General features: G+C 69.5%; 27 protein-coding genes and 1 tRNA gene. 18 read left to right on the top strand and 10 right to left on the bottom strand.

All coding sequences use genetic code 11. The features are described 5' to 3' along the window. Nucleotides 1–209 precede the first annotated feature (209 nt). Nucleotides 210–1,145 carry a ribose-phosphate pyrophosphokinase gene (locus FHS97_RS09825; protein WP_184036499.1) on the bottom strand — a complete coding sequence of 312 codons (936 nt, stop codon included), beginning with the start codon at nucleotides 1,143–1,145 and terminating at the stop codon, nucleotides 210–212. Between the two features lie 79 nt (nucleotides 1,146–1,224). Between FHS97_RS09825 and FHS97_RS09820 the strand changes: the two genes are divergently transcribed. From FHS97_RS09820 to ribH, 6 genes are read left to right on the top strand one after another with little or no spacing between them, the layout of a single operon-like run. Then, complete coding sequence (locus tag FHS97_RS09820; protein WP_184036496.1) at nucleotides 1,225–2,562, top strand: glutamate--tRNA ligase; 1,338 nt, start codon at nucleotides 1,225–1,227, stop codon at nucleotides 2,560–2,562. Next, nucleotides 2,559–2,930 (top strand): hypothetical protein, encoded by a 372-nt coding sequence (locus tag FHS97_RS09815; RefSeq protein WP_343053418.1) that lies wholly within the window; start codon nucleotides 2,559–2,561, stop codon nucleotides 2,928–2,930. The genes FHS97_RS09820 and FHS97_RS09815 overlap by 4 nt, the downstream gene beginning before the upstream one ends. A gap of 25 nt (nucleotides 2,931–2,955) precedes the next feature. Then, entirely contained in the window at nucleotides 2,956–3,963 is a 1,008-nt protein-coding gene (gene ribD, locus FHS97_RS09810) for a bifunctional diaminohydroxyphosphoribosylaminopyrimidine deaminase/5-amino-6-(5-phosphoribosylamino)uracil reductase RibD (RefSeq protein WP_184036493.1), read from the top strand. A 13-nt stretch (nucleotides 3,964–3,976) separates the two neighbouring features. Then, on the top strand, nucleotides 3,977–4,582 hold the full coding sequence (locus tag FHS97_RS09805) for a riboflavin synthase (RefSeq protein WP_184036491.1): 606 nt from the start codon (nucleotides 3,977–3,979) through the stop codon (nucleotides 4,580–4,582). Beyond that, nucleotides 4,572–5,705, top strand: a complete 1,134-nt coding sequence (ribB, locus tag FHS97_RS09800; protein ID WP_184036488.1) for a 3,4-dihydroxy-2-butanone-4-phosphate synthase — start codon at nucleotides 4,572–4,574, stop codon at nucleotides 5,703–5,705. Before FHS97_RS09805 ends, ribB begins: the two co-directional genes overlap by 11 nt. Beyond that, entirely contained in the window at nucleotides 5,705–6,124 is a 420-nt protein-coding gene (gene ribH, locus FHS97_RS09795) for a 6,7-dimethyl-8-ribityllumazine synthase (RefSeq protein WP_184036485.1), read from the top strand. The genes ribB and ribH overlap by 1 nt, the downstream gene beginning before the upstream one ends. Nucleotides 6,125–6,219: 95 nt before the next feature. Here ribH and FHS97_RS09790 read toward each other — a convergent pair whose 3' ends face one another. Together FHS97_RS09790 and FHS97_RS09785 are read right to left on the bottom strand one after the other, a co-directional pair. After that, entirely contained in the window at nucleotides 6,220–6,993 is a 774-nt protein-coding gene (locus tag FHS97_RS09790) for a class I SAM-dependent methyltransferase (RefSeq protein WP_184036482.1), read from the bottom strand. 98 nt (nucleotides 6,994–7,091) lie between these two features. Further along, nucleotides 7,092–7,505: a putative quinol monooxygenase gene (locus FHS97_RS09785; RefSeq protein ID WP_246346568.1), complete on the bottom strand. Its 414-nt coding sequence runs from the start codon at nucleotides 7,503–7,505 to the stop codon at nucleotides 7,092–7,094. Nucleotides 7,506–7,613: 108 nt separating this feature from the next. On the opposite strand from FHS97_RS09785, the gene FHS97_RS09780 reads away from it, so the two are divergent. Continuing rightward, on the top strand, nucleotides 7,614–7,985 hold the full coding sequence (locus FHS97_RS09780; RefSeq protein WP_184036480.1) for a hypothetical protein: 372 nt from the start codon (nucleotides 7,614–7,616) through the stop codon (nucleotides 7,983–7,985). A 105-nt stretch (nucleotides 7,986–8,090) separates the two neighbouring features. Here the strand turns inward: FHS97_RS09780 and FHS97_RS09775 are convergent, their stop codons facing one another. The 3 genes from FHS97_RS09775 to FHS97_RS09765 all read right to left on the bottom strand — a co-directional run bounded on the left by FHS97_RS09775 (nucleotide 8,091) and on the right by FHS97_RS09765 (nucleotide 9,772). Next, nucleotides 8,091–8,885 (bottom strand): DUF72 domain-containing protein, encoded by a 795-nt coding sequence (locus tag FHS97_RS09775; protein ID WP_184036477.1) that lies wholly within the window; start codon nucleotides 8,883–8,885, stop codon nucleotides 8,091–8,093. After that, a complete protein-coding gene (locus FHS97_RS09770) occupies nucleotides 8,882–9,586 on the bottom strand; it encodes an HPP family protein (RefSeq protein ID WP_184036475.1) in 705 nt (234 codons plus the stop codon). The genes FHS97_RS09775 and FHS97_RS09770 overlap by 4 nt, the downstream gene beginning before the upstream one ends. A gap of 111 nt (nucleotides 9,587–9,697) precedes the next feature. Continuing rightward, nucleotides 9,698–9,772, bottom strand: a tRNA-Gly gene (locus FHS97_RS09765). A gap of 155 nt (nucleotides 9,773–9,927) precedes the next feature. Here FHS97_RS09765 and FHS97_RS09760 point away from each other — a divergent pair. The 7 genes from FHS97_RS09760 to FHS97_RS09730 all read left to right on the top strand — a co-directional run bounded on the left by FHS97_RS09760 (nucleotide 9,928) and on the right by FHS97_RS09730 (nucleotide 16,602). Beyond that, nucleotides 9,928–10,638: a response regulator transcription factor gene (locus tag FHS97_RS09760; protein ID WP_184036473.1), complete on the top strand. Its 711-nt coding sequence runs from the start codon at nucleotides 9,928–9,930 to the stop codon at nucleotides 10,636–10,638. A 4-nt stretch (nucleotides 10,639–10,642) separates the two neighbouring features. Then, nucleotides 10,643–11,965: an ATP-binding protein gene (locus FHS97_RS09755; RefSeq protein WP_184036470.1), complete on the top strand. Its 1,323-nt coding sequence runs from the start codon at nucleotides 10,643–10,645 to the stop codon at nucleotides 11,963–11,965. 164 nt (nucleotides 11,966–12,129) lie between these two features. Then, nucleotides 12,130–13,656: a SulP family inorganic anion transporter gene (locus FHS97_RS09750; RefSeq protein ID WP_184036467.1), complete on the top strand. Its 1,527-nt coding sequence runs from the start codon at nucleotides 12,130–12,132 to the stop codon at nucleotides 13,654–13,656. Between the two features lie 160 nt (nucleotides 13,657–13,816). Next, nucleotides 13,817–14,668 (top strand): TorF family putative porin, encoded by an 852-nt coding sequence (locus FHS97_RS09745; protein ID WP_184036465.1) that lies wholly within the window; start codon nucleotides 13,817–13,819, stop codon nucleotides 14,666–14,668. Between the two features lie 232 nt (nucleotides 14,669–14,900). Continuing rightward, nucleotides 14,901–15,797 (top strand): tetratricopeptide repeat protein, encoded by an 897-nt coding sequence (locus FHS97_RS09740; protein WP_184036533.1) that lies wholly within the window; start codon nucleotides 14,901–14,903, stop codon nucleotides 15,795–15,797. Beyond that, nucleotides 15,794–16,417, top strand: coding sequence for an LON peptidase substrate-binding domain-containing protein (locus FHS97_RS09735; RefSeq protein WP_184036463.1), 624 nt, complete (start codon nucleotides 15,794–15,796; stop codon nucleotides 16,415–16,417). The genes FHS97_RS09740 and FHS97_RS09735 overlap by 4 nt, the downstream gene beginning before the upstream one ends. Continuing rightward, nucleotides 16,414–16,602: a Trm112 family protein gene (locus FHS97_RS09730; protein WP_184036455.1), complete on the top strand. Its 189-nt coding sequence runs from the start codon at nucleotides 16,414–16,416 to the stop codon at nucleotides 16,600–16,602. The genes FHS97_RS09735 and FHS97_RS09730 overlap by 4 nt, the downstream gene beginning before the upstream one ends. Before the next feature lie 69 nt (nucleotides 16,603–16,671). On the opposite strand, the gene msrA is transcribed toward FHS97_RS09730, so the two are convergent. The 4 genes from msrA to pabB all read right to left on the bottom strand — a co-directional run bounded on the left by msrA (nucleotide 16,672) and on the right by pabB (nucleotide 20,722). Beyond that, nucleotides 16,672–17,325 carry a peptide-methionine (S)-S-oxide reductase MsrA gene (gene msrA / locus FHS97_RS09725; RefSeq protein ID WP_184036453.1) on the bottom strand — a complete coding sequence of 218 codons (654 nt, stop codon included), beginning with the start codon at nucleotides 17,323–17,325 and terminating at the stop codon, nucleotides 16,672–16,674. Between the two features lie 52 nt (nucleotides 17,326–17,377). Beyond that, nucleotides 17,378–17,518 (bottom strand): hypothetical protein, encoded by a 141-nt coding sequence (locus FHS97_RS09720; RefSeq protein ID WP_184036540.1) that lies wholly within the window; start codon nucleotides 17,516–17,518, stop codon nucleotides 17,378–17,380. A 210-nt stretch (nucleotides 17,519–17,728) separates the two neighbouring features. After that, nucleotides 17,729–18,928, bottom strand: a complete 1,200-nt coding sequence (locus tag FHS97_RS09715) for a pyridoxal phosphate-dependent aminotransferase (protein ID WP_184036451.1) — start codon at nucleotides 18,926–18,928, stop codon at nucleotides 17,729–17,731. A 48-nt stretch (nucleotides 18,929–18,976) separates the two neighbouring features. Beyond that, entirely contained in the window at nucleotides 18,977–20,722 is a 1,746-nt protein-coding gene (gene pabB / locus FHS97_RS09710) for an aminodeoxychorismate synthase component I (RefSeq protein WP_184036448.1), read from the bottom strand. A 112-nt stretch (nucleotides 20,723–20,834) separates the two neighbouring features. Between pabB and FHS97_RS09705 the strand changes: the two genes are divergently transcribed. The 4 genes from FHS97_RS09705 to FHS97_RS09690 all read left to right on the top strand — a co-directional run bounded on the left by FHS97_RS09705 (nucleotide 20,835) and on the right by FHS97_RS09690 (nucleotide 23,941). Then, complete coding sequence (locus FHS97_RS09705; RefSeq protein ID WP_281391706.1) at nucleotides 20,835–21,494, top strand: MBL fold metallo-hydrolase; 660 nt, start codon at nucleotides 20,835–20,837, stop codon at nucleotides 21,492–21,494. Nucleotides 21,495–21,706: 212 nt separating this feature from the next. Next, complete coding sequence (gene rpmF, locus FHS97_RS09700) at nucleotides 21,707–21,886, top strand: 50S ribosomal protein L32 (protein WP_028967316.1); 180 nt, start codon at nucleotides 21,707–21,709, stop codon at nucleotides 21,884–21,886. A gap of 43 nt (nucleotides 21,887–21,929) precedes the next feature. Next, nucleotides 21,930–22,964 carry a phosphate acyltransferase PlsX gene (gene plsX / locus FHS97_RS09695; protein WP_184036446.1) on the top strand — a complete coding sequence of 345 codons (1,035 nt, stop codon included), beginning with the start codon at nucleotides 21,930–21,932 and terminating at the stop codon, nucleotides 22,962–22,964. Then, complete coding sequence (locus FHS97_RS09690) at nucleotides 22,961–23,941, top strand: beta-ketoacyl-ACP synthase III (protein ID WP_184036444.1); 981 nt, start codon at nucleotides 22,961–22,963, stop codon at nucleotides 23,939–23,941. The genes plsX and FHS97_RS09690 overlap by 4 nt, the downstream gene beginning before the upstream one ends. Nucleotides 23,942–23,995: the final 54 nt, after the last annotated feature.

The following is a 23,995-nucleotide window of genomic DNA, read 5'->3' as shown; positions in this document are numbered from 1 at the left end:
TGTCGCCCCCCGGGCGGCCCCGGGGCCCCCGCCTGTGCCCCGGGGTCCGATCCCCCCCCGGGGGCCCCCCCCCCCCCCCCGGGCGGGGGGGGGGGGGGGGGGGGGGGGGGCGCCGCGGCAAAGCCGCGTCGTCGGTCGGGCGTGGCCCGCCGGCCGGGCGGGGCGCTGCTGGCGCAGCGGCGCGGGCGTGGCCGCGCCTGCGTCCCGCCTCAGTCGAACAGCGACGAGACGCTCGCCTCGTCCGAAATCCGCCGCATCGCCTCGGCGAGCAGCGGGGCGATCGTCAGGTGGCGGATCTTGCCGGCATTTTTGATCGTGTCGTGGTTGCCGATCGAATCGGTAATGACCAGCTCGTGGAGCGCCGAGCCCTCGACCCGCGCCACCGCGCCACCCGACAGTACGCCGTGCGTCACGTAAGCGACGACATCCTCTGCCCCCGCTTCCTTCAGCGCCGCGGCGGCGTTGCACAACGTCCCCGCCGAATCGACGATATCGTCGATCAGGATGCAGAACCGCCCCTCGACATCGCCGATGATGTTCATCACCTCCGACTCGCCCGCGCGCTCACGGCGCTTGTCGACGATCGCGAGCGGGGCGTTGTCGAGCCGCTTCGACAGCGCACGCGCGCGCACCACGCCGCCGACGTCGGGCGAGACGACCATCAGGTTCTTCTCGCCGAAGCGCGCGCGAATGTCCTGCGACATCACCGGCGCGGCGAAGAGATTGTCGGTCGGGATGTCGAAGAAGCCCTGGATCTGCCCGGCGTGCAGGTCGACCGACAGCACGCGGTCCGCGCCGGCGGTGGTCACCAGATTGGCGACCAGCTTGGCCGAGATCGGGGTGCGCGGCCCCGGCTTTCGGTCCTGCCGCGCATAGCCGAAATAGGGCAGCACCGCGGTGATGCGCTTGGCCGAGGCGCGCTTGAGCGCGTCGACCATGATGAGCAGCTCCATCAGATTGTCGTTGACCGGATAGCTGGTCGACTGGACGACGAACACGTCCTCGCCGCGGACATTCTCCATGATCTCGACGAAAATTTCCTCGTCGGCGAACCGGCGCACCAGCGCCTCGGTCAACGGCACCTCCAGATAGTCGGAGATCGCGCGCGCCAGCGGCAGGTTGGAGTTGCCGGTCATCAATTTCATGGACGAACACCCTTTCGTGCCCGGTCGTTTAGGCGCGGGGGCTGGCGAGGGGAAGGGGGCGCGCGTAAGCGGCTGACCCATGACCGTCATCACCCGCTTCGCACCCTCGCCGACCGGCACGCTGCACGTCGGCAACATCCGCACCGCGCTCCACAACTGGATGTGGGCGCGCGCGCACGGCGGACGCTTCCTGCTGCGCATCGACGATACCGATGCCGAGCGCAGCGAGGAACGGTTCGTCGATGCGATCCGCGCCGATCTCGCCTGGCTGGGGCTTCACCCCGACGCCGAGGAGCGCCAGTCGGCGCGCACCGCCCGCTATGAGGAGGTGTTCGAGGAACTGCGCGGGGCCGGCCATATCTACCCGGCTTACGAGACCGCGCAGGAGCTGGACCTCAAGCGCAAGATCCTGCGCGGGCGCGGGTTGCCGCCGCTCTACGACCGCGCCGCACTGGCGTTGAGCGACGCCGAGCGCGCGGCGCTGGAGGCACAGGGCGTCCGCCCGCACTGGCGGTTCCGGCTCGACCATGCGACGCCGATCGAATGGACCGACCTGATCCGCGGCCCGCAGCAGTTCGACGCGGCGACGATGAGCGATCCGGTGATCCGTCGCGCCGATGGTTCGTGGCTCTATATGCTGCCCTCGGCGATCGACGACCGCGACATGGGCGTGACGCACGTCGTGCGCGGCGAGGATCACGTCACCAATACCGCGCTGCAATTGCAGATGTTCGCCGCGATGGGCGCGACCCCGCCCGCCTTCGCGCACGAGGCGTTGCTGACCGGCGCGGAGGGCAAATTGTCGAAGCGGCTCGGCAGCCTGGGTGTGGATGCGCTGCGTGACGAAGGGATCGAGCCCGCCGCGATCGTCTCGCTGCTCGCGCGGCTCGGCACCAGTCAGCCGGTCGAGCCGATGCTCGACCCCGGACCGCTGCTCGACGCCTTCGACTTTGCGCATTTCGGCCGCGCCCCCGCGAGGTTCGACGAACGCGAGCTGGCGCAGGTCAACGCCCGCGTCATCCACCAAATGCCGTTCGATGCGGTCGCCGATCGTCTGCCCGCCGGAATGGATGCGGCGGTGTGGGAGGCGATCCGCCCCAATCTCGAGACGGTCGCCGGGGCGGCGGACTGGTGGCAGGTGATCGAGGGGCCGGTCGACGCCCCCGCGGTGGGCGAGGACGCCACTTATGTCGCGCAGGCCGCCGAGGTCGCGCGCACGATCGATTGGGCTGGCGACCCATGGCACGCGCTGACCAACGCGCTGAAGGAGGCGACCGGACGCAAGGGCAAGCCGCTGTTCCTGCCGCTGCGCCGCGCGCTGACCGGACGCGATCACGGCCCGGACATGGCGGCGCTGCTCCCGCTGATCGGGCGGGAGCGGGCGATTGCGCGACTGGACTCGAACAGCCGCGCGTGACGCCCTATATCGGCGCGATGCGACAATTCTTCGCCCGCATCTCGCCGGTGCGCGCCACGCGCGACCTGCGCTACTTCCTCAAGACGCGCGAGCGTTACGAGTGGAGCTTCTTCGCCCTGTCGATCGTGGTCACCGGGGTGGTGATCTGGGCGTTCTTCTACGATTCCTACGCCGAGAAGGAATACCGCCCCAACATCGTTTACTTCCAGCAATGGAAGCTCGACCGCACCGACGCGCAGATTGTCGCGCAGCAGAAGATCGACAAGCCGATCCGCGATGCCGAGGTCGCCGCGCAGAAGGCGCGCGAGGAAAAGCTCCGCGCCGGGTTCAAGCGGCTCGACGACAAGCTGAACGACATGGGCCTCTGATCCGTTGAACGACGACGCGCGCTGGATGGCCGCCGCGCTCGCGCTGGCGGGGCGGACGCGCGGGCGGACGACGCCCAACCCCAATGTCGGCTGCGTGATCGTCCGCGACGGTCGGGTCGTCGGGCGCGGCTGGACGCAGGCCGGCGGGCGGCCGCATGCCGAGGCGATGGCGCTCGGCGAGGCGGGCGGGGCGGCGCGCGGCGCGACCGCCTATGTCACGCTCGAACCTTGCGCGCATGTCAGCACGCGCGGCCCCGCCTGCGCGGACCTGCTCGTTGTGGCCGGTGTCGCGCGCGTTGTCGCCGCGATCGGCGACCCCGACCCGCGCACCGACGGCGGCGGTTTCGCGCGGCTGCGGGCGGCGGGCATTGCCGTCGAGAGCGGCGTGCTCGCCGATGCGGCGCGGCGGTCGATGGCGGGCTTTCTCACCCGCCGTGCGCTGGGCCGCCCGCATGTCACGCTCAAGCTCGCGCTGTCGCTCGACGGCGCGGCGGCGATGGCGGACGGGCGCAGCCAGTGGATCACCGGTGCGGCGGCGCGCGCCCACACGCATCTCGAACGCAGCCGTCACGACGCGATCCTCGTCGGTCGCGGGACATGGGAAGCGGATCGCCCCCAGCTGGATGTGCGGCTGCCGGGGCTGGAGGATCGCTCACCGCCACGCGTAGTGCTTTCCGCGAAGGCACGTCATTGCGAGCGTAGCGAAGCAATCCAGGGCCCCACCCCGCACGCTCTGGATCGCGTCGCTCCGCTCGCGATGACGGCACCAATCTGGATTACCGCCCCCCACGACATCGCCGCACTCCCCGCCGACCACCTCTTCGTCGAGGGCGGCGCGCGGACCGCTGCCGCCTTCCTGCGCGCCGACCTCGCCGACCGCCTGCTCCTCTACCGCGCCCCGATTCTGATCGGCGGCGGGCGGACGCTCGCCGACTTCGGGCTCACCGACCTCGCCGACGCGCACGGCCGCTGGGCGCTTGCCGATCAGCGCCAGCTTGGCAGCGACCGGCTCGAAGTCTACGAGCGCGCCTGAAAGGCCCATCCCCATGTTCACCGGCATCGTCACCGACATCGGCACCATCCGCCAGATCGAGCAGCGCGGCGACACGCGCGTCGTCGTCGCCACCGGCTATGACGTCGCGACCATCGATCTCGGCGCGTCGATTTCCTGCTCGGGCATCTGCCTGACGGTGGTCGACAAAGCTCCCGGCTGGTTCGCGGTCGACGTCTCGAACGAGACGCGCAGCCGCACCGCGCAAGGCCAGTGGACCGAAGGGCGCGCGCTCAACCTCGAACGCGCGATGAAGCTCGGGGATGAACTCGGCGGGCATATCGTCACCGGCCATATCGACGGCGTCGCCGAGGTCACCGAGGTCGCCAGCGACGGCGATTCGCGCCGGATCGCGTTCCGGATCCCCCCGGATCTGGCGCCGTTCCTCGCGCCCAAAGGATCGGTGACGATCGACGGCGTGTCGCTGACCGTCAATGCGGTGGAGGACGCCGCGGACGGCACCCGTTTCACCGTCAACCTGATCCCGCACACGCAGGCGGTCACCACGCTCGGCGCGCTGGCGGCGGGGCACGCCGTCAACGTCGAAGTCGACGTCCTCGCCCGCTATCTGCAACGCATGGAGCATTATCGTGGCCGCTAAGTCCGCCGAACTCGCGCGCCTGCGCCACGGCTATCTGTCGACCCCCGAAGAGATCATCGACGAGGCGCGCAACGGCCGGATGTTCATTCTGGTCGACGACGAGGATCGCGAGAACGAGGGCGATCTCGTCATCCCCGCGCAGATGGCGACTCCCGAAAAGATCAACTTCATGGCGCGCCATGGCCGCGGGCTGATCTGCCTCGCGATGACCAAGGCGCGCGTCGAGGACCTCGGGCTCGACCTGATGAGCCGCAACAACGGCACCCGCCACGAAACCGCCTTCACCGTCTCGATCGAGGCGCGCGAGGGCGTGACGACCGGCATCTCCGCCGCCGACCGCGCGTGCACGATCGCGGTGGCGATCGACTCGACCAAGGACCGCACCGACATCGTCACGCCGGGGCATGTCTTCCCGCTGGTCGCGCGCGACGGCGGCGTGCTGGTGCGCGCCGGCCATACCGAGGCGGCGGTCGACGTCTCGCGGCTGGCCGGGCTCAACCCCTCGGGCGTGATCTGCGAGATCATGAACGAGGACGGCACGATGGCGCGCCTCGACGATCTCGTCTCGTTCGCGCAGCTCCACAATCTCAAGATCGGCACGATCCGCGACCTGATCGCCTATCGCCGCCGCCACGATCACCTGGTCGAGCTGGTCAGCGAAGCGCCGTTCACCAGCCGCTGGGGCGGCGACTGGACCGTCCGCGCCTATCGCAACAAGGCGACCGGCACCGAGCAGGTCGCGCTGGTCAAGGGTCGCGTCGATCCGTCGCGCCCGACATTGGTGCGGATGCACGCGCTGTCGCCGTTCGCCGACATCTTCGGCGAGGAGGGCGAGCGCAGCCGGATGCTCTCGCGCTCGATGGAGCTGATCGCCGCGGAAGGCGCGGGCGTAATCGTCGTCATCAACCGCCAGCGCGCCGATTCCTTCACCACCGCGGTGCGGCTGAAGGCGGGCGAGCAGGCGACGGTCGATATGGAGGAATTGCGCGACTATGGCGTCGGCGCGATGATCCTCGCCGAGCTGGGCGTGCACGACATGGTGCTGCTCACCAACACGCATCACACATTGGTCGGGCTCGACGGCTATGGGCTGTCGATCGTCGGCGAACGGAAGGTGGATTGATGGCCAACGTCCTCATCGTCGAAGCGCGTTTCTACGATCATCTCAACGACATGCTGGTCGCGGGCGCGACGGCGGCGGTCGAGGCGGCGGGGCACCGTGCCGAGGTGCTGACCGTGCCCGGCGCGCTCGAAGTGCCCGGTGCGATCGCGCTGGCGGCGGAGAGCGGGCGCTATGACGCGTTCGTCGCGCTCGGCGTCGTGATCCGCGGCGAGACCTATCATTTCGAGATCGTCGCCAACGAAAGCGCGCGCGGGATCATGGCGCTGACCATGGACGGGGTGCCGATTGGCAACGGCATCCTCACCACCGAGAACGAGGCGCAGGCGATCGCCCGCGCCGACCCGGCGCAGCTCGACAAGGGCGGCGCGGCCGCCAGGGCGGCGCTGGCGATGCTCGACCTGAAAGAGCGGCTGGGCTGACACCCTGTCGTCCCGGGCCTGATCCGGGATCCCGCTTCTTCAACAGCCGGCCGACAAAAAAGCGTGGCCCCGGATCAGATACCGGGCGGCGGCGATCAGCGTCGTGCGATCAACAGCTCCGACGCCTTCGTAACGGCGAACACGTCGGTCACCCGGAACGCCGAATCGACCGCCGCCGCCAGCTTCGCCGCCGCGCCGGGTGCGTCCGCCTCGGGCAGGCTGGTCAGATAGCCGAGCAGATCGACGGGGTCGGTGACGCGCAACGTGTCATCAAAGCGTCGCACCTCGACCGTGCCGAACCGCGCCTGCATCAGCGCGAGGCCCTGCTCCGACGACAAAGGGGCCGGTCGCGCCGCTCTTCGGCCTAGGGCCGCTTCGACCAGTCCGCTCAGCTCCGCCATCGTGCCCGACCGGTTGAGCACCACCGCCACCGTCCCGCCCGGCCGCGTCACCCGCGCCAGCTCGGCGACAGGATCGCGAAGGTGGTACAGCATGTGGATCGCCAGCGTGGTGTCGACGCTGCGGTCCGCCAACGGCAACGCCGCCGCATCGCCGACGATCGCGGCGACGTCGCGCCACCGCCCGGCGGCGTGCACCGCCGCTTCCGCCGCCGCTACCATCCCCGGCGAATTGTCGATCAACCGCAACGCCAGATCGTCCGGGACGCCGGCCGGTGCCTGTTGCCAGAACGCCCCGGCGCCACATCCCACATCCGCCACCACGCTGCCCGGCGTGAAGGCGATCGCTTCGGCCAGCCACGTGAACCAGTCGCCGCGTCCGTATCGGCGATGAAGGATCGCGCGCGCCGCCAGCCGGTCGGGAAAGCGATACTGTACCTCACGGAGATAGCGTGCTTCGTGGTCGGTCATCGTTGCTCGCGGCGTGGCGTGACGATGGGCGCGGCTTTACGGGGTGCGCGAGCGCGGCGGCAGTCCCGCGCCGACCGGATATGGTTAGACGGGTGTGCTCACATGCACGTCACCGGCCCGCCGGCCTTGCCCTTCGACTTGGCGCACAGCAGGATCGGCTGCGTGTCGACCAGCCGCAGCGCGCGCACCATCGTCGCGGTCGCGGTCTTGTAGGTCAGGAAATGCGGCGCGCGGATATGCGCTTCGTAGGCGGCGCGGCTGGCGTAGACCTCGAGCAGCCGGATCTGCGTCGGATCGTCCGCGATCTGGACCGAGTGGAGCATCAGCACACCCGGCTCGCTGCGGACCGACGCCTCCTGCTCGGTCGCGAGGATCGTCTTATAGGCGTCGAGTTGCGCCGGATCGACCGACACTTCGGCGATCCGCACCATCATGCCGGTGTCGCCCGGCGTGGCCTGTGCGGCTCCCGCGCCGGCCAGCGCCAGCGTCGCGGCGCCTGCCGCGCGCATCATGTCTCTCATCCTGACCTCCTGCGGTCGCCTCGCCGCGGGAAATAGCCTAGAACCATCCACCTGACGCGTCTGCCCGCTTCCGTGGCAGCCTGTCGCAAGGATGCGCAAATGGATGACGGGCCGCCGGCCACGACCGCGCTGGCCGCGGCGGAGCGATTGTTTCGCGACGGCGCGATCGGGGAGGGCGAGGACATAGCCGCCTTCCTCGACCGCTTCGCGGCCCGGCTCGCGCGTGCCTATCATCGCGGCGAGTTGTCCTATGCGGTGTGCGACAGCATCGCGGGCGACCTGTGGGGGCTCTTGCAGGGCCTTTGGCTCGACGGCGTCGCGCATCGCTGGCCCGAGTTGTTCCAGCAGGTTCACGACGCGTTCGAGGCTGGGGCGTACCACTCGCGCGCCGATGGCTCTGACGATCCGGTCGCGACCTATACCGACCCGGCGATCGCCGCGATCGTGGCGGCGCTCGAAGGCGTGGATTGAGGCTGTCCTACACGCGCCAACGCGCGGCATGGCGGGCGTATGATCGGCGCTGCACCAATGTTGAGAAAAGCCGCCAGCGTCTCAACATTCGCAACATTCGCGCGCTCAGACGAGCCGTTCGATCAGCGCCATCGCGGCATGCGGCGCGCGCACTTTTGCGCCGTTGATCATGAAGATGAACGTGTCGCGCGGCTGCTTCGGCGCGGGGTCGGCGACATAGGGCAGGCCGTCGGGGCTACCGCCCGCCGCCCATTCCCGTGCGACGTCGCGCCAGCGGTCGAGCGCGGCCGGCTCATAACCGGCCGGCTCCTCTTCACGCGCATCCTCGAGCCGCGCATAGACGAAGTCGCCCGAGACGTCCGCCAGCGCCGGATAGTCCGCCGAATCGCCATGGACGATCGCCACGCCGGCGGCGCGGCACAGGGTGATGAACTCCGAAGTCGCGAAGCTCTCGTGCCGCACCTGGATAGCATGGCGCAGCGGCACCCCGGCCTCGCTGGCAGGCAGCAGCTTGAGGAAGGCCGCGATGTCCTCGGCATCGAACTTCCGCGTTGCGGGCAGCTGCCACAGGATCGGACCGAGCATCTCGCCCAGTTCGACGATCCCTTGGCCGACGAAGCGCGCGATCGATTCACCGGCCTCGGCCAGCACCTTGCGCGTCACGCAATAGCGCGATGCCTTGAGCGCGAAGACGAACCCGTCCGGTGCGGCGGCGCGCCAGCCGGCGAAGGTCGCGGGCTTGAACGACGAATAGAAGGTGCCGTTGACCTCGATCGCGGTGACGTGGCGGCTGGCGTATTCCAGCTCGCGCTTCTGCGGCCATTTGTCGGGATAGAAGCTCCCGCGCCACGGCTCGTAGGTCCAGCCGCCGATGCCCACCCGAATCGAAGAAGCCGTCATCGCACCGGCGTGCCGGGTTGCCGCGTTTTTGTCGAGCCGGCGCGCCGCGCGGCGGCGTGCGCCTCGGCACGGGTCAGCAGCGCGTCGAGATCCTCGGGCGCGATGTCGAACGTCTCGTGCAGATCGGCGAGCGCCGCGTCGATATCGGCGGCGTGCAGCCCCGGGGCGGGCGCGGTGCCCGGTGCGGCGGCGCGGTGCGGATAGCTGTGGCGGGTCATGCGATGATAGAGGATGCCCAGCGCGACCAGCGCGACCGAGTTGACCCCGACCGGCGCGAACGCGAAGGTCCAGCCGGCGGCATGGATGCCGGGGCTGCCGATCACCGCGGTCAGCGCCGCCGCGCCGCCCGGCGGGTGCAGGCAGCGCAACAGCGACATCGCGAGGATCGCGCCGCCCACCGCGACGCCCGCCGCCAGCGCGGTCTGCGGGATCAGGTGATAGGCGGCGACTCCGACCAGCGCCGAGACGACATTGCCGCCGATCACCGACCACGGCTGCGCCAGCGGGCTGGCGGGCACCGCGAAGACCAGCACCGCCGAGGCGCCGAGCGGCGCGACGATGATCGGCAGATCGGCCTGGCTCAGCGGCAGCCGTGCGCAGACGAGAAAGGTCAGCGCGAGGCACAAAGCCGCGCCGAGACAGGCCAGCAACCGGGCCGGCCAATGCGCGCCGGCGAGCAGGAGCGAGAAGAACGGCGTCATGTGCGCGCCCGTAGCGCAGCGCCGCCGCGTCGTCACCGCCGACGGAGCATCATGGACGCGCGGAAACGCGAAAGGTCCCCGAAGGGGAAACGCATCTGTCTGTCGGAAAACTGGAGCGGGCGAAGGGATTCGAACCCTCGACCCCAACCTTGGCAAGGTTGTGCTCTACCCCTGAGCTACGCCCGCTCTGGCGCCGTGACCGGAAGCATTTGGCTGCTCCCGCCGGGTGAGGTGGCGCCACTAGCAGCGGTGTCCGTACCCCGCAACAGCTTTTTTCGCGGCGGTCGCGTTTTTCGAGCTTCGATTGACCGGGTCCGGTACGGTCCCTACGTCCTAAGGCCATGACCGCCCCTACGATCCTGCTTGTCGAGGACGATCCGTCGCTCCGGATGCTCACCGCGCGCGCGCTGCAGGAGAATGGCTTTGCCGTCCGTCCCGCCTCGGCCGCGCCGGAAATGTGGCTGGCGCTCGAATCGGGGCCGGTCGATCTGGTGCTGCTCGACATCATGTTGCCGGGGACGAGCGGGATCGACCTGTGCCGCTCGCTGCGACAGAAGAGCGACGTGCCGATCATCTTCATGTCGGCGCGCGCCAGCGAGACCGATCGGGTCGTCGGGCTCGAGCTGGGTGCGGACGATTATATCGCCAAGCCGTTCGGGACGCGCGAACTGGTGGCGCGGGTCCGCGCGGTGCTGCGCCGCCCGGCGCTCGACCGGCGCGCGGGGGCGGGCGATCAGGGCATGCTGACCTTCGACGGCTGGACGGTGAACCTGCCGCGTCGCGAACTCGCCTCGCCGAGTGGGGCGATCGTCGATCTGACCGGGGCGGAATTCGATCTGCTGGTGGTGCTCGCCGACCATGCGCAGCGCGTGATCGCGCGCGAGCGGCTGATCGAGCTGAGCCGGACACGGCTCGGCGACAGCTCGGACCGCTCGATCGACGTGTTGGTCAGCCGCTTGCGCCGCAAGCTGGGCAGCGCGGGCGCGCCGGCGCCGATCGTAACGGTGCGGGGCGTGGGCTATATGCTCAACGCCCCGGTCGAGCGCAGCTGAGCGCATGACCTTCCTGCGCCGCCCGGCAGTCGGCCTGCTGGGGCAGGTGCTGGGTATCCTGTTGCTGACGCTGGTGATCGAGTTCGGCGCCAGCACCTTGCTGTACGAGCGGGCGAGCGGGTTTGCGGTGCGCGACGACGAGGCCAATCGCCTCGCAGAGCATCTGGTCATCAGCCGCCGATTGATCGCCGAGCGTCCGCAGCTCGAACGTCCGGCGATGGCGGCGGAACTGACCACCGATCGCTATGCGCTGCAATGGAGTGCGACGTTGCCGGCGGTTCCGGCGATCGCGCCGGCGCTCGACGAGATGCACCGGCAGGTGCTCGAATGGGAGCCGTCGCTGGCCGCGACCGAGCTGTGGCTGCGGCTGCAATCGCCGGGGCGCCGTTCGGTGGTGACCGGCGGATTGCGGCTAGACGACGGAAGCTGGCTGTTTTTCCGGACGCGCCAGCCGATCGCGAACCTCAATTTGTCGGTCGAGCGGATCGCGTTGGCGATGGTGCCGGCGATCGCATTGATGCTGCTCGGCGCGCTGCTGCTGCGGCGCGTGCTGCTGCCGTTGCGGCGGCTGGCGACCGCGGCCGATCGCGTCGGGCATGGACTTGTCGAGCATGTCGAGGAGGATGGGCCGGGCGAGGTGCGGCGGGTGATTACCGCGTTCAACCGGATGCAGGATCGCATCCAGGCGCTGATCGCGGGGCGGACGCAGGCGCTCGCCGCGGTCGGACACGACCTGCGCACCCCGCTCGCGCGGCTTCACCTGCGGACCGAGGCGTTGCCCGATATCGACACACGCGACGCGATCGTCCGCGATGTCAGCGAGATGGAGGCGATGATTACCTCGCTGCTCGCCTTTCTCGGCGGGTCGGCGGAGCCGGAGCCGACCAGCGTCGTCGATCTGGCGGTGCTGTGCGCGACGCTGGCCGACGATGCCGAAGATCGCGGGCGGGTGGCGCATTATGACGGACCGGATCACTGCGAATGGCGGCTGCGGCGCGTCGGATTCAAGCGCGCGTTGGTCAATCTGGTCGAAAATGCCCTTCATTATGGCGACACGGTCACGATCCGGCTCGTCACCGACCGGCCCGGTGCCGTGATTCGCATCGAAGACGACGGACCGGGAATCCCGGACGATGAGCTGGAGCATGTGCTGGAGCCGTTCGTGCGGCTCGACCCGGCGCGGTCGCGCGACACGGTCGGGTTCGGGCTAGGGCTGTCGATCGTCCAGCTCGCGGTGGCGGAGGAGGGCGGGCGGTTGACGCTGGCCAACCGCACCGGCGGCGGGCTGTGCGCGGAGATCGCGCTGCCGCCGCAGGAAACGAAATGACACGCACCCGCCGCACGCGGGCAAGAAGCCGACCGTAGGACCTGAACGATTGGCATCAGGAGAGTCGACGTGGCTATCGCAGGCGAACGCCCCCATGTGATCGCCGCGCGATCATGCCGGCTGGCCGCGTGATGGCCGGCGCGGTCCCCCCGCCGGACGCGGCGATGACCCGTCCGGGTGTTTCGGTGCCGTCGGTCGCGCTGCTCGGGCGCGACCTGACCGCCTCGATCGTCGTGTTCCTCGTCGCGATGCCGTTGTGCATGGGGATCGCGATCGCCTCGGGCGTTCCCGCCGAGAAGGGGCTCATCACCGGCATCATCGGCGGGATCATCGTCGGCGCGATCGCGGGATCGCCGTTGCAGGTGAGCGGCCCGGCGGCCGGCCTCGCGGTGATCGTCTACGAGCTGGTGCGCGATCAGGGACTCGCGGCGCTGGGGCCGATCCTCGTGCTGGCCGGCGCGGTGCAGGTCGTGGCCGGCGTGTTCCGGCTCGGCGGGTGGTTCAAGGCGATCTCGCCGGCGGTGGTGCACGGGATGCTGGCGGGAATCGGCGTGCTGATCGTCGTCGGTCAGTTTCACGTCCTGTTCGATCACCGCCCGTTGCCGAGCGGGCTCCAGAATCTCGCCGCGATGCCGACCCGCCTGTTCGGCCTGTCGCCGACCAACCTGCAGGCGACGGAGTTCGCGTTCGCGATCGGCGTGGTGACGATCGCGGCGATGATCGGCTGGGAGAAGTTCCGGCCCGCCGCGCTGCGGCTGCTGCCGGGCGCGCTGGTCGGGGTGCTGTTCGGCACGATCGTGTCGCTGCTGTTCGGGCTGGAGGTCGCGCGGGTACAGGTGCCCGACTCGATCGTCGCGGCGATCACCCCGCCTGGTGGCGACGGCTTTGCGCGGCTGCTCGATCCGGCGGTGATCGCCGCGGCGACTGCGATCGCGTTCATCGCCTCGGCCGAGACGTTGCTGTCGGCAGCCGCGGTCGACAAGATGCACAACGGCGTCCGCACTGATTACAACAAGGAGCTGCGCGCGCAGGGGGTTGGCAATCTGCTGTGCGGCTTTGCCGGCGCGCTGCCGATGACCGGGGTGATCGTGCGCAGTTCCGCCAACGTGCAGGCGGGCGCGGCGACGCGGCTGTCGGCGATGCTGCACGGCGTGTGGATCCTCGCCTTCGTCGCGGCGCTGCCGTTCGTGCTCAAGCTGATCCCGATGGCCGCGCTCGGCGCGATCCTCGTCGTCACCGGCTTTCGGCTGGTCAGCGTCAAGCACGCCACGCACCTGTTCCGCGATTACGGGGTGTTGCCGGTGCTGATCTGGGCGGCGACGCTGGTGACGGTGGTGTCGACCGACCTGCTGACCGGCGTGCTGGTCGGGATCGGGCTGACGATGCTCGAGCTGATCCCCAACCTGCACCGGCTGCGGTTGCGCGTCTACGAGGGGCAGGAGGCGGACACCCATGCGATCACGCTGGACGGCACCGCGACGTTCGTGACGTTGCCCAAGCTCTCCGAGACGCTCGACCGCGTGCCGGCCGGCACGCCGGTGCGGATCGACGCGACGCGGCTCAGCGCGGTCGATCATACCAGCGCCGAGATGCTGCGCGACTGGTTCCAGCGCCGCCGTGCCGCGGGACAGTCGGTCAAGGTGACCGGCGCGCGTGGCCGGATCGCCACACTGAACGACGATCCCCACTGACGGCCTGACACAGCAATCTTTTGATGCATTATCGAAACATTGCTGCAATGCGGTGTAAATAGGTTAGGAGGGTGGGCCAGCCATCGCCCTCCCGTCGCATGCGCCGGGGGAGAGCGAAGCGGACCGCAAGCAGGAGGAGCCTCTACCATCAGGAGGTTCCATGAAGTACGCATTCCTTCTTCCCGCCGCCATGCTGGCGCTGGCCGCCGTTCCTGCCGCCGCGCAGGAAGAGGCGCCGCCCAAGCCGGTGACCGTCTCCGGCTCGGTCGGTCTGGTCAGCGACTATCGCTTTCGCGGCGTCTCGCAGTCCGACGAAAATCTCGCCGTGCAGGGCGGCTTCACGATCGCGCATGAAAGCGGCGTCTATATCGGCACCTGGGGGTCGAACCTCGCCGGCTGGGGCACGTTCGGCGGCGCGAACATGGAGCTGGACCTGATCGCCGGGTTCAAGACCCCGATCGGCGACGGCGGCACGCTCGATATCGGCGCGACCTGGTACATGTATCCGGGCGGGTTCGATAACACCGACTTCATCGAGCCCTATGCGAAGCTGTCGGGCACCGCCGGGCCGGTCAGCCTGACCGCGGGCGTCGCCTATGCGCCCAAGCAAGAAGCACTCGGTGCGTGGTATGCCAATGGTACGTCGGCGGCGAACGGCGTCTACGACCGGCCCGGCGCGAAGGGCGACAATCTCTACGTCTGGGGCGATGCCGCCGCGGGCATCCCGGGCACCGGGCTGACCGCCAAGGCGCATATCGGCGCGTCGAGCGGCAACAAGGGGCTCGGCCCGTTCGCGACCAGCGTCGCGCCGACCGGTGCCTATGCCGACTGGCTGCTGGGCGTCGACTATACGATCCCGAGCACGCCGCTGACGGTCGGGGTCGCCTATGTCGACACCAATATCTCCGACCGGGAGGCGGCGTACCTCCAGCCGAGCTTCAGCCGCGGGCAGGACGGCACGGGCTCGATCGCGGGCGCCAAGGTAGTGTTTGCGCTGACGGCGGCGTTCTAGGGGCGATCGACTCCCCGTTCGTCGCCCCGGACTTGATCCGGGGCCTCGCTTCCTCACGACCGTGGAAGAAGAAGCGGGATCCCGGATCAAGTCCGGGATGACGGATGATGAGTGGCTATCAGTCTGATCGCGTTCCGACCAAAGCGGGTGGGGCGGGGGGTTTGTATCCCCCGCCGCCATCCCACATAAGGGGGCAAGCAATTTCAGGAGTGCCCCCTTGGCCACGTTAGGCATGTCACCCGCCGAGAAGGAAGCCGTCCAGCGGTTCCGCGCCGACGTCGTCGACCCGTCGATGACGCAGCTCGTGATCGTCGATTTCTGGGCGGAATGGTGCGGGCCGTGCAAGGCGCTGACGCCGGTGCTGGAAAAGGTCGCCGCCGACTATGCCGACAAGGGCGTGGTGCTGGCCAAGGTCGATACCGACAAGGACCAGTTCATCGCGGCGCAGTTCCAGATCCGCTCGATCCCGACCGTCTATGCGATGTTCCAGGGGCAGCTGGTCGCCGACCTGACCAGCGCGCGCACCGAATCGCAGCTCAAGGCGATGCTCGACCAGTTGCTGCGCCAGCTGCCGATCAGCGGCGAGGCGCAGTCGCAGGAGGCCGAGCTGGAGCCGTTGATCGCGATGGGCGAGCAGGTGCTGGCCGAGGGCGACGCCGAGCGGGCGCTGTCGATCTTCGACCAGCTGGCCGAAATGGCGCCCGAGCATCATGCGGTGCTGTCGGGCCGTATCCGGGCGCTGGTCGCGGCGGGGCAGGTCGAGGAAGCGGAGGCGGCGATCGCCGCGCTGCCCGAGGATGTCGCGAAGCTGCCGGACGTGCAGCGCGCGGCGGCGGCGCTGGCGCTCGCCAGATCGGCCCCGGCGGTCGACGATCTCGCCCCGCTCGAGGCGGCGGTGGCGGCGAACCCCGACGACCTTCAGGCGCGCTTCGATCTCGCCAATGCGCGGATGGCGGCGGGGGATCGCGAGGCGGCGGCGAGCGGCTTCCTGTCGATCGTCGCGGCCGATCGCGCGTGGAACGACGATGCGGCGCGGCAGCAATTGCTCAAGCTGTTCGAGGTCGTCGGGCTGGAGGATCCGTGGGTGTCGGCGCAGCGGCGCAAGCTGTCGGCGATCCTGTTCGGATGACCGAGACGACGCGGCTCTCGATCTTCCCGCTGCCGGGCGCGTTGCTGTTCCCGCAGCTGCACCTGCCGCTGCACATCTTCGAGCCGCGCTATCGGGCGATGGTGTCCGACGCGATGGCGCGCGACCGGCGGATCGCGATGATCCAGCCGCGTCCCGACAGCGAGGATGCGGACACGCCCGACCTGTTCGAGATCGGCTGCGTCGGGCGGATCGCCGAGGTCGAGGCGCTCGACGACGGGCGCTATAATCTGATCCTGCAAGGGCTCTCGCTGTTCCGTGTGCGGCGCGAACTGGTGGTGACGACGCCGTTCCGGCAGGTCGAGGCCGAGCTGTTGCCGGTGGCCGAGGACGAAACGCTGTCGCTGGGCGCGCGCGCCTCGCTGGAGATGGAGTCGCGACGGTTCGCGGAGGCGCATGGCTATAGCGTCGACTGGAAATCGGTCGGGCGGCTCGATGACGTGAGTCTGGTCAACGGCGTGGCGCAGATCGCGCCGTTCGACGTCGCGGCCAAGCAGGCGCTGCTGGAGGCGCCCGATCTGGCGACCCGCGCCGAAATGCTGGTGCAGTTGATGCAATTCTTCGGCCGCCACGACGGCGAGGACCGGGTGACGCTGCAATGACGATCGACGCATGGTTGCTCGAACGATTGGTGTGTCCGGCGACGCGCACGCCGCTGCGATACGACGCCGAGCGGGAGGAGCTGGTGTCGGAGGCGGCGGGGGTCGCCTATCCGGTGCGCGACGGCGTGCCGGTGTTGCTGGTCGAGGCAGCGCGGCCGCTGGACACCGCGTCATCCCGGACTTGATCCGGGCTCCCGGTTCTTTTCCGCCGAAGTAAGAAGCGTTGCTCCGGATCAAGCCCTGGCGACGGCGACCTACCGCATCGCCAATTGCGGGAAGGCGGCGCGAAAGCCGGCGACCTTCGGCTTGTCCCAGTGCACGATATAGGGATGCGTCGGGTTCCGGCGGAAGAAATCCTGATGGTAGGATTCGGCCGGGTAGAAGCGCCCCGCCTCCAGCCGCGTCACGATCGGCTGCGCGAACGCATGGGCCTGTCCGAGCTGCGCGATATAGGCGGCGGCGACCGCGCGCTGTTCCGGAGTCTGCGGGAAGATCGCCGAGCGATAGCTGGTGCCGCTGTCCGGCCCCTGCCGGTTCAGCTGCGTCGGGTCGTGCGCGATCGAGAAGTAGACGCGCAGCAACGTCGCGTAGCTGACCACGCGCGGATCGTAGCTGATGCGGATCGCCTCGGCATGGCGGGTCGTCTCGCTGCTGACCGCCTGATAATTGGCGGTCTGCGGGGTGCCGCCGGCATAGCCCGCCACGACGTCGCGGACGCCCTTCACCTGCTGGAACACCGCTTCCATGCCCCAGAAGCAGCCGCCCGCGAGCACGGCGGTCTGCATCCCGGCGGTCGCGGGCACGTCGCGCGCCGCAGCGGGGATCGGGACGGCGCGCTCGGCCTGGGCGGTGCCGCAGCCGGCGAGCAGGAGCGGCAAGGCCGCGGTGAAGGCGAGAAAGCGCGTCATGCGCCTGATATGGGTCGGAAAGGGCCGCTCCGCCAGAGCGACCCGCCGCGGATCAGCGCGTGGCGTGGGTCGCCGCATAGGGGTTGGTCGGCAGCTCGGGCTGGGTGGCATGGATCGCCAGCATCCCGGCGGCGCCGATCAGGAAACCACCCGCGAACTGCCATGCGAAGCTGGACTTGATGAAGCGGATCATCAGTTGCTCTCTTTTCCTTGGCCGCCCATGCGGCATGTCGCTCGATCGTCGTCACGTCATTGCCGCGGGGCAGCAGCGGTGACGACCACCGCAACATCGGCTCCGACGCCTGAACGGCGGCTTGGCCGGCCGTTCATCTGGCGTCGATATACGGACAGCAAGGCTGACGTTCCATCGCAGGGTGCGAAAGCGATCGTTTCGCAAAAGCGCCTATTTGAGCGCGGCGCAGGCCGCCTGGATGCGCTGGCACGCCTCGGTCAGCAGCGCCTCCGAGGTGGCGTAGCTGATCCGCATCGCCGGCGAGACGCCGAACGCCACACCCTGCACCGCCGCGACCTTGGCGTCGTCGAGCACATAGCCGACGAAATCGCTGTCGGTCGCGATCCGCTTGCCCGCCGGGGTCGACTTGCCGATTACGCCTGCCACGCTGGGATAGACGTAGAAGGCGCCCTCGGGCTTCGGGCAGGTGATCCCCTCGGCGGCGTTGAGCATGTCCACGACCAGATCGCGGCGGACCTGGAACGCCTGCGCACGCTCCTTGAGGAACGACTGGTCGCCGGTCAGCGCCGCGGTGGCCGCGGCCTGCGCGATCGAGCACGGGTTGCTGGTCGACTGCGACTGGAGCTTGGCCATCGCCTTGATGAGCCAGGTCGCGCCGGCCGCAAAGCCGATCCGCCAGCCCGTCATCGCATAGGCCTTGGAACAGCCGTTGACGGTCAGCGTCCGCTCGTAGAGCGACGGGCAGACCTCGGCGATCGTCGCGAAGCGGAAATCGTCATAGACGATATGCTCGTACATATCGTCCGCGAAGATCCACACGTGCGGATGCCGCTCGAGCACCGCGCCGAGCGCCTTCAGCTCGTCGACCGTGTACGCCGCGCCGGTCGGGTTCGACGGCGAGTTGAGGATCAGCCACTTGGTCTTCGGCGTGATCGCCGCCTCGAGCATCGCCGGGGTCAGCTTGTAGCCGACGTCCGCGCCGGCCGCGACGATCACCGGGGTCGCGCCCGCGAACTGCACGACATCGGGGTAGCTGACCCAATATGGCGCGGGGACGATCACCTCGTCGCCCGCATCGAGCGTCGCGACCAAAGCGTTGAAGAGCGTGTGCTTGCCGCCGACGTTCACGCTGATCTGCGCCGGGGTATAGTCGAGGCGGTTGTCGCGCCTGAACTTGGCGACGATCGCGTCCTTCAACTCGGCGGTGCCGTCGACGTTGGTGTACTTCGTCTTGCCGGCGCGGATCGCCTCGATCGCGGCCTCCTTCACGAAGTCGGGCGTATCGAAATCGGGTTCGCCCGCGCCCAGACCGATCACGTCGACGCCGGCCCGCTTCAGCTCCAGCACGCGGCTGGTGATCGCCAGCGTCGGCGAGGGATTGATGCGGTCGAGCGCGGCGGAGGTCTGCATGATGAGCGCCTTTGACTAGGAAGCGCTGCGCCTATGCGACGGTCGGCCTCATTGTGCAACCGCGAGCGTGGCACGCATTAGTCCGCGCAACGCATTCCCCACGAACAGCCCGTCGCGCAGGTCCGCCGCGACCAGATCGCCCTCGACCGCCTTGCCGGTGTCGAGCAGCTCGCCGCGCAGGACTCCGGGCAACAGCGGACCGGCGCGGGGGGTGACCAACGTGTCGCCGCGCGGCACGAACAGGCTGGTGAAACTCCCCTCGGTCAACCGTCCGTCGGGGGTGAAGAACAGCACCTCGTCAGCGCCGCTCGCCGCGCGCGCATCGTCGTAGAAGCGCCGGTCGCTGGTCTTGTGGCGCAGCCGCCAGTCGCGCTCGCCGACCGGGAGCGGCGCGAGCGCGACGCGCAGCGGGCGGTCGGGCGCCGGCGGCGCGGCGGCGATCTCGATCGCGGTCACCCCGCTTTGCGCCATCAGCAACCGGACGCGCGCGGCGGCGCTCAACCGGAAGGTCGCGGCCTGCAACTCGTTGCGCGCACTGTGGCGATCGAAGACGAAGCCGAGCGCGACCGCGCTGGCGCGCAGCCGTTCGAGATGCCGCTCGATCCGCAGCACCCCCTCGTCGGGGTCGAAGGCCATCGTCTCCAGCAGGTCGACGCAGCGGCGGGCCCCGGCGAGGAACGCGGCCTTGGCCATCGCCTCGTCCCATTCGTCGTCGACGCGCGAATCGGCGACGATCCCGCCACCGATCCCCACCACCGCATGATCCGCGCCCTCGTCGATCGTCAGCGTGCGAATCGCGACGTTGAACGCCGCGCTGCCGTCCGCGTCGATCCGCCCGATCGCGCCGGTATAGGCGCCGCGCGGGCTGCCGCGCTCGACCGCGGCGATCGCCTGCATCGCGCGGACCTTGGGCGCACCGGTGATCGAGCCGCACGGAAACAGCGCGGACAGGACGTCGACCGCGTCACGCGCCGGCGCCAGCGTCGCGGTGACCTTCGAGGTGAGCTGATGCACGGTCGGGTAACGTTCGACCGCGAACAGCTCGGGCACCGCGACGCTCCCGGGGACCGCGACGCGCGACAGATCGTTGCGCATCAGATCGACGATCATCAGATTCTCGGCGCGCTGCTTGGCGTCGGCGGCGAGCGCGCGCCCGACCGCAAGGTCGATCGCGGGATCGGCGTGACGGCGCGCGGTGCCCTTCATCGGGCGGCTGACGAGCGCGTCGCCGTCGCGGGTGAAGAACAATTCGGGGGAGAGCGACAGGATCGTCTGCGTGCCGGTGGCGACCAGCGCGCTCCAGCCGGCGGCGGACGCGCGGCGCAGGCCGGCGTAGAGCGCGAGCGGATCGCCGAGGAACGGCACGCGCGCGCGGAAGGTGAGGTTGAGCTGGTACAGGTCGCCGGCGCGGATCAGCGCCTGCGCCGCATCGAACATCGCGCGATATTCCGCGCGCGACGCCTCGGGCTCGGGCGCGCCGGTCCAGGCGCCGGCCGGATCGGGGAGCAGCGCGGCGACGTCCTCGATCTCCTCATGTCCGTCGAACAGCCCGAACCACGCCAGCGGCGTCGGGGAGGCGGGTTCGCCCGCCGCGGCCGGCTCGAACGCCGCACCCGCACCATAGGAAAGAAAGCCCGCCGCCGCGCCGGGCCAGGCGCGGATCGCCGCCAGCAGCGCCGGCACCTCCGCCGGGCGATGTGCGGTGAGCACGCGGCGCGGCGCGCGATACAGCCGCGCGCGATCCAGTCCGGCGCGGGCATCATGGAGCAGGACAAAGGGGGCGGCGAGGCGCATCGGCTCCCGTGATGCCCGCCCGTCGTTACGCCTGCAAGTCGCGTTGCGTCCGACCAAGGTCGAAGTTAATCCGCCGAACACCGGCGATCCGGCATCCCGGCAGGAGTTTACGATGACCGACACCCCGTTGCGCGCCGCGATCGTTCCCGTCACCGCGATCGAACAGAATTGCACGCTGATCTGGTGCACCGCGACGATGAAGGCGGCGGTGGTCGATCCCGGCGGCGACCTGCCGCTCATTCTGTCCGCCATCGAGCAGGCCGGGGTGACGGTCGAGAAGATCCTGCTGACCCATGGCCATATCGATCATGCCGGCGAGGCCAAACCGCTCGCCGAGCAACTGGGCGTTCCGATCGAGGGGCCGCACGAGGACGACCGTTTCTGGTTGGCGCGGCTCGACGAGGACGGGCGCAACTGGGGGATTCGCGGCGTGGTGTTCGAGCCCGACCGCTGGCTGGCGGACGGCGACACGGTGATGGTCGGCGACCTGACGCTCGACGTCTATCACACGCCGGGCCACACCGCGGGCCATGTGATCTTCCACCATGCCCCGTCGCGATTCGCGCAGGTCGGCGACGTGCTGTTCCAGGGGTCGGTCGGGCGCACCGATCTGCCGCAGGGCAACCACAAGCAATTGCTCGAATCGATTGTCGCCAAGCTGTGGCCGCTCGGCGACGACACCGCCTTCATCCCCGGCCATGGCAAGCCCAGCACCTTCGCGCACGAGCGCGCGCACAATATGTTCGTCAGCGACCGCGCGCTCTCGGCGTGAGAGGGACACCTCGGCAGCCGCGAAGCGTTGATCGCGCGGAGGACGTGTGACGGGCTTTACTTGCAACCGCCGGGGAATTCGCTATAGGCGCGGGGCTTCGCGATGCGAGCCGATGCCCGGCTGTCTGCCGCGGCCGGTGCTTGCATCGTCCGCGCGGCACCGTGCACCGGTTCGTCGCTCTTATGAAATACTAGACAAATCAAGGTGCCACGATGGCCGTCCCCAAGCGAAAGACTTCTCCCTCCCGCCGTGGCATGCGCCGCGCGCACGACGCTCTCTCGGTCGAGGCGTTCCAGGAATGCCCGAACTGCGGCGAGTTGAAGCGTCCGCACAACCTGTGCACCGCCTGCGGTCACTACAACGGTCGCGAGGTCATCGCGGTCGACGCCTGAGCCTGACCGGGTGCAGGCACAGCTTCGGGAGCGAGGTCCAGTGATGTCCGACAGGTCCCGGATCGCCGTCGATGCGATGGGCGGTGACGAGGGGCTGGCGGTGATGCTGGCCGGGGTGGCGCGCGCGTGCCGCCGCTACGACGACGTCAACTATCTGTTGGTCGGCGACGAGGCGGCGATTCGCGACGGGCTGTCGCAGCACCCGAATCTCGCCCAGCATTCCGAGATCGTCCACGCCCCCGACGTGATCGCGGGCGACGAGAAGCCGAGCCAGGCGATCCGTCGCGCGAAGACGACCTCGATGGGGGTCGCGATCGACTGCGTGAAGCAGGGGCGTGCCGCCGCGGCGGTGTCCGCCGGCAACACCGGCGCGCTGATGGCGATGGCCAAACTGTCGCTGCGGACGATGCGCGGCATCGACCGCCCGGCGCTGGCGGCGTTGCTGCCGACGCTCGGCGACAATGACTGCGTGATGCTCGACCTCGGCGCCAACACCGAGTGCGACGCGCGCAACCTCGTGCAATTCGCGGTGATGGGCGCGGCTTATGCGCGCACCACGCTGGAGCTGGAAGCGCCGCGCGTCGCGCTGCTCAACATCGGCAGCGAGGACCAGAAGGGCACCGGCGAGATCCGCGACGCCGCGCAGATGCTGCGCGCCGCCCCGCACCTGCCGATGAAGTTCACCGGCTTCGTCGAGGGCGACCGGCTGTCGCGTGGCGAGCATGACGTGATCGTCTGCGACGGCTTCTCGGGCAATATCGCGCTCAAGACCGCCGAGGGTACCGCGCGCTTCGTCGCCGACCTGCTCAAGCGCGCGTTCCGCAGTTCGGTGCGCTCGAAGGTCGGCTTCCTGATCTCGCGCCCGGCGACCGAGCTGCTGCGCGATCACCTCGACCCCAACAATCACAATGGCGCGGTCTTCCTCGGGCTCAACGGGCTGGTGGTCAAAAGCCACGGCAGCGCGAACGAGCGCGGCGTGGCGACCGCGATCGGCAACGCCGCCAAGATGGTGCGCGCCGACCTGACGCGCCGGATCGTCGAGGATCTGCGCCATTTCGAAGCGAAGGCGGCTGCATGATCCGTGCCGTGCTGACGGGAACGGGCAGTGCGCTGCCCGCCCGCCGCGTCTCCAATGCCGAGCTGGCCGAGCGGGTCGACACGTCCGACGAATGGATCGTCGAGCGCACCGGCATTCGCTTCCGCCATATCGCGGGTGAGGGCGAGACGACCGCCACGCTGGCGCGCGATGCCGCCGCCGCCGCGCTGATTTCGGCCGGGCTGGCGCCGGGTGACATCGACCTGCTCGTGCTGGCCACCGCCACCCCCGACAACACCTTCCCGGCCACCGCCACCAAGGTGCAGGCGATGCTGGCGATCGACGATTGCGTCGCGTTCGACGTCGCGGCGGTCTGCTCGGGGTTCCTCTATGCGGTGCAGGTCGCCGACAGCATGATCCGCGCCGGCGCGCACCGCCGTGCGCTGGTGATCGGGGCCGAGACGTTCAGCCGCATCCTCGACTGGGAGGATCGCACCACCTGCGTCCTGTTCGGCGACGGGGCGGGTGCGATCGTACTGGAAGCGCGCGACTCCGTCGCCGATGTCAACGATCCGGGCGCGCGCGGCGTGCTTGCCACCCGGCTCCACGCCGATGGCCGCCATAATGGGTTGCTTTTTGTGGATGGTGGTCCGTCCACGACCGGCACCGTCGGCAAGCTGCGGATGAAGGGGCGGGAGGTTTTTCGCCATGCCGTCGTCAATCTGGCGGCGGTGATGGAGGAGGCGCTGCACGCCGCCGGACTGCCCACCGACGCGGTCGACTGGGTGGTGCCGCACCAGGCGAACGCTCGCATTCTCGACGCCACGGCGCGCAAACTTTCCCTGCCGTCTGAAAAGGTTGTGGTCACCGTCGACCAGCACGCCAACACGTCGGCCGCCTCCGTTCCGCTGGCGCTCGACCAGGCGATGCGCGACGGCCGGATCCAGCCCGGACACATCGTCGTGCTGGAGGCGATGGGCGGCGGATTCACCTGGGGCGCGGCGGTCATCCGCGTCTGACCCGCGACGGGCGGCTGCATCGACAATTCGCGCGCTTCGTTCTAAGCGGGACGT

Source organism: Sphingomonas endophytica (genome assembly GCF_014199415.1).
GTDB classification, from domain to species: Bacteria; Pseudomonadota; Alphaproteobacteria; order Sphingomonadales; family Sphingomonadaceae; genus Sphingomonas; species Sphingomonas endophytica.
This window is presented reverse-complemented; position numbering and strand designations above follow the sequence as displayed.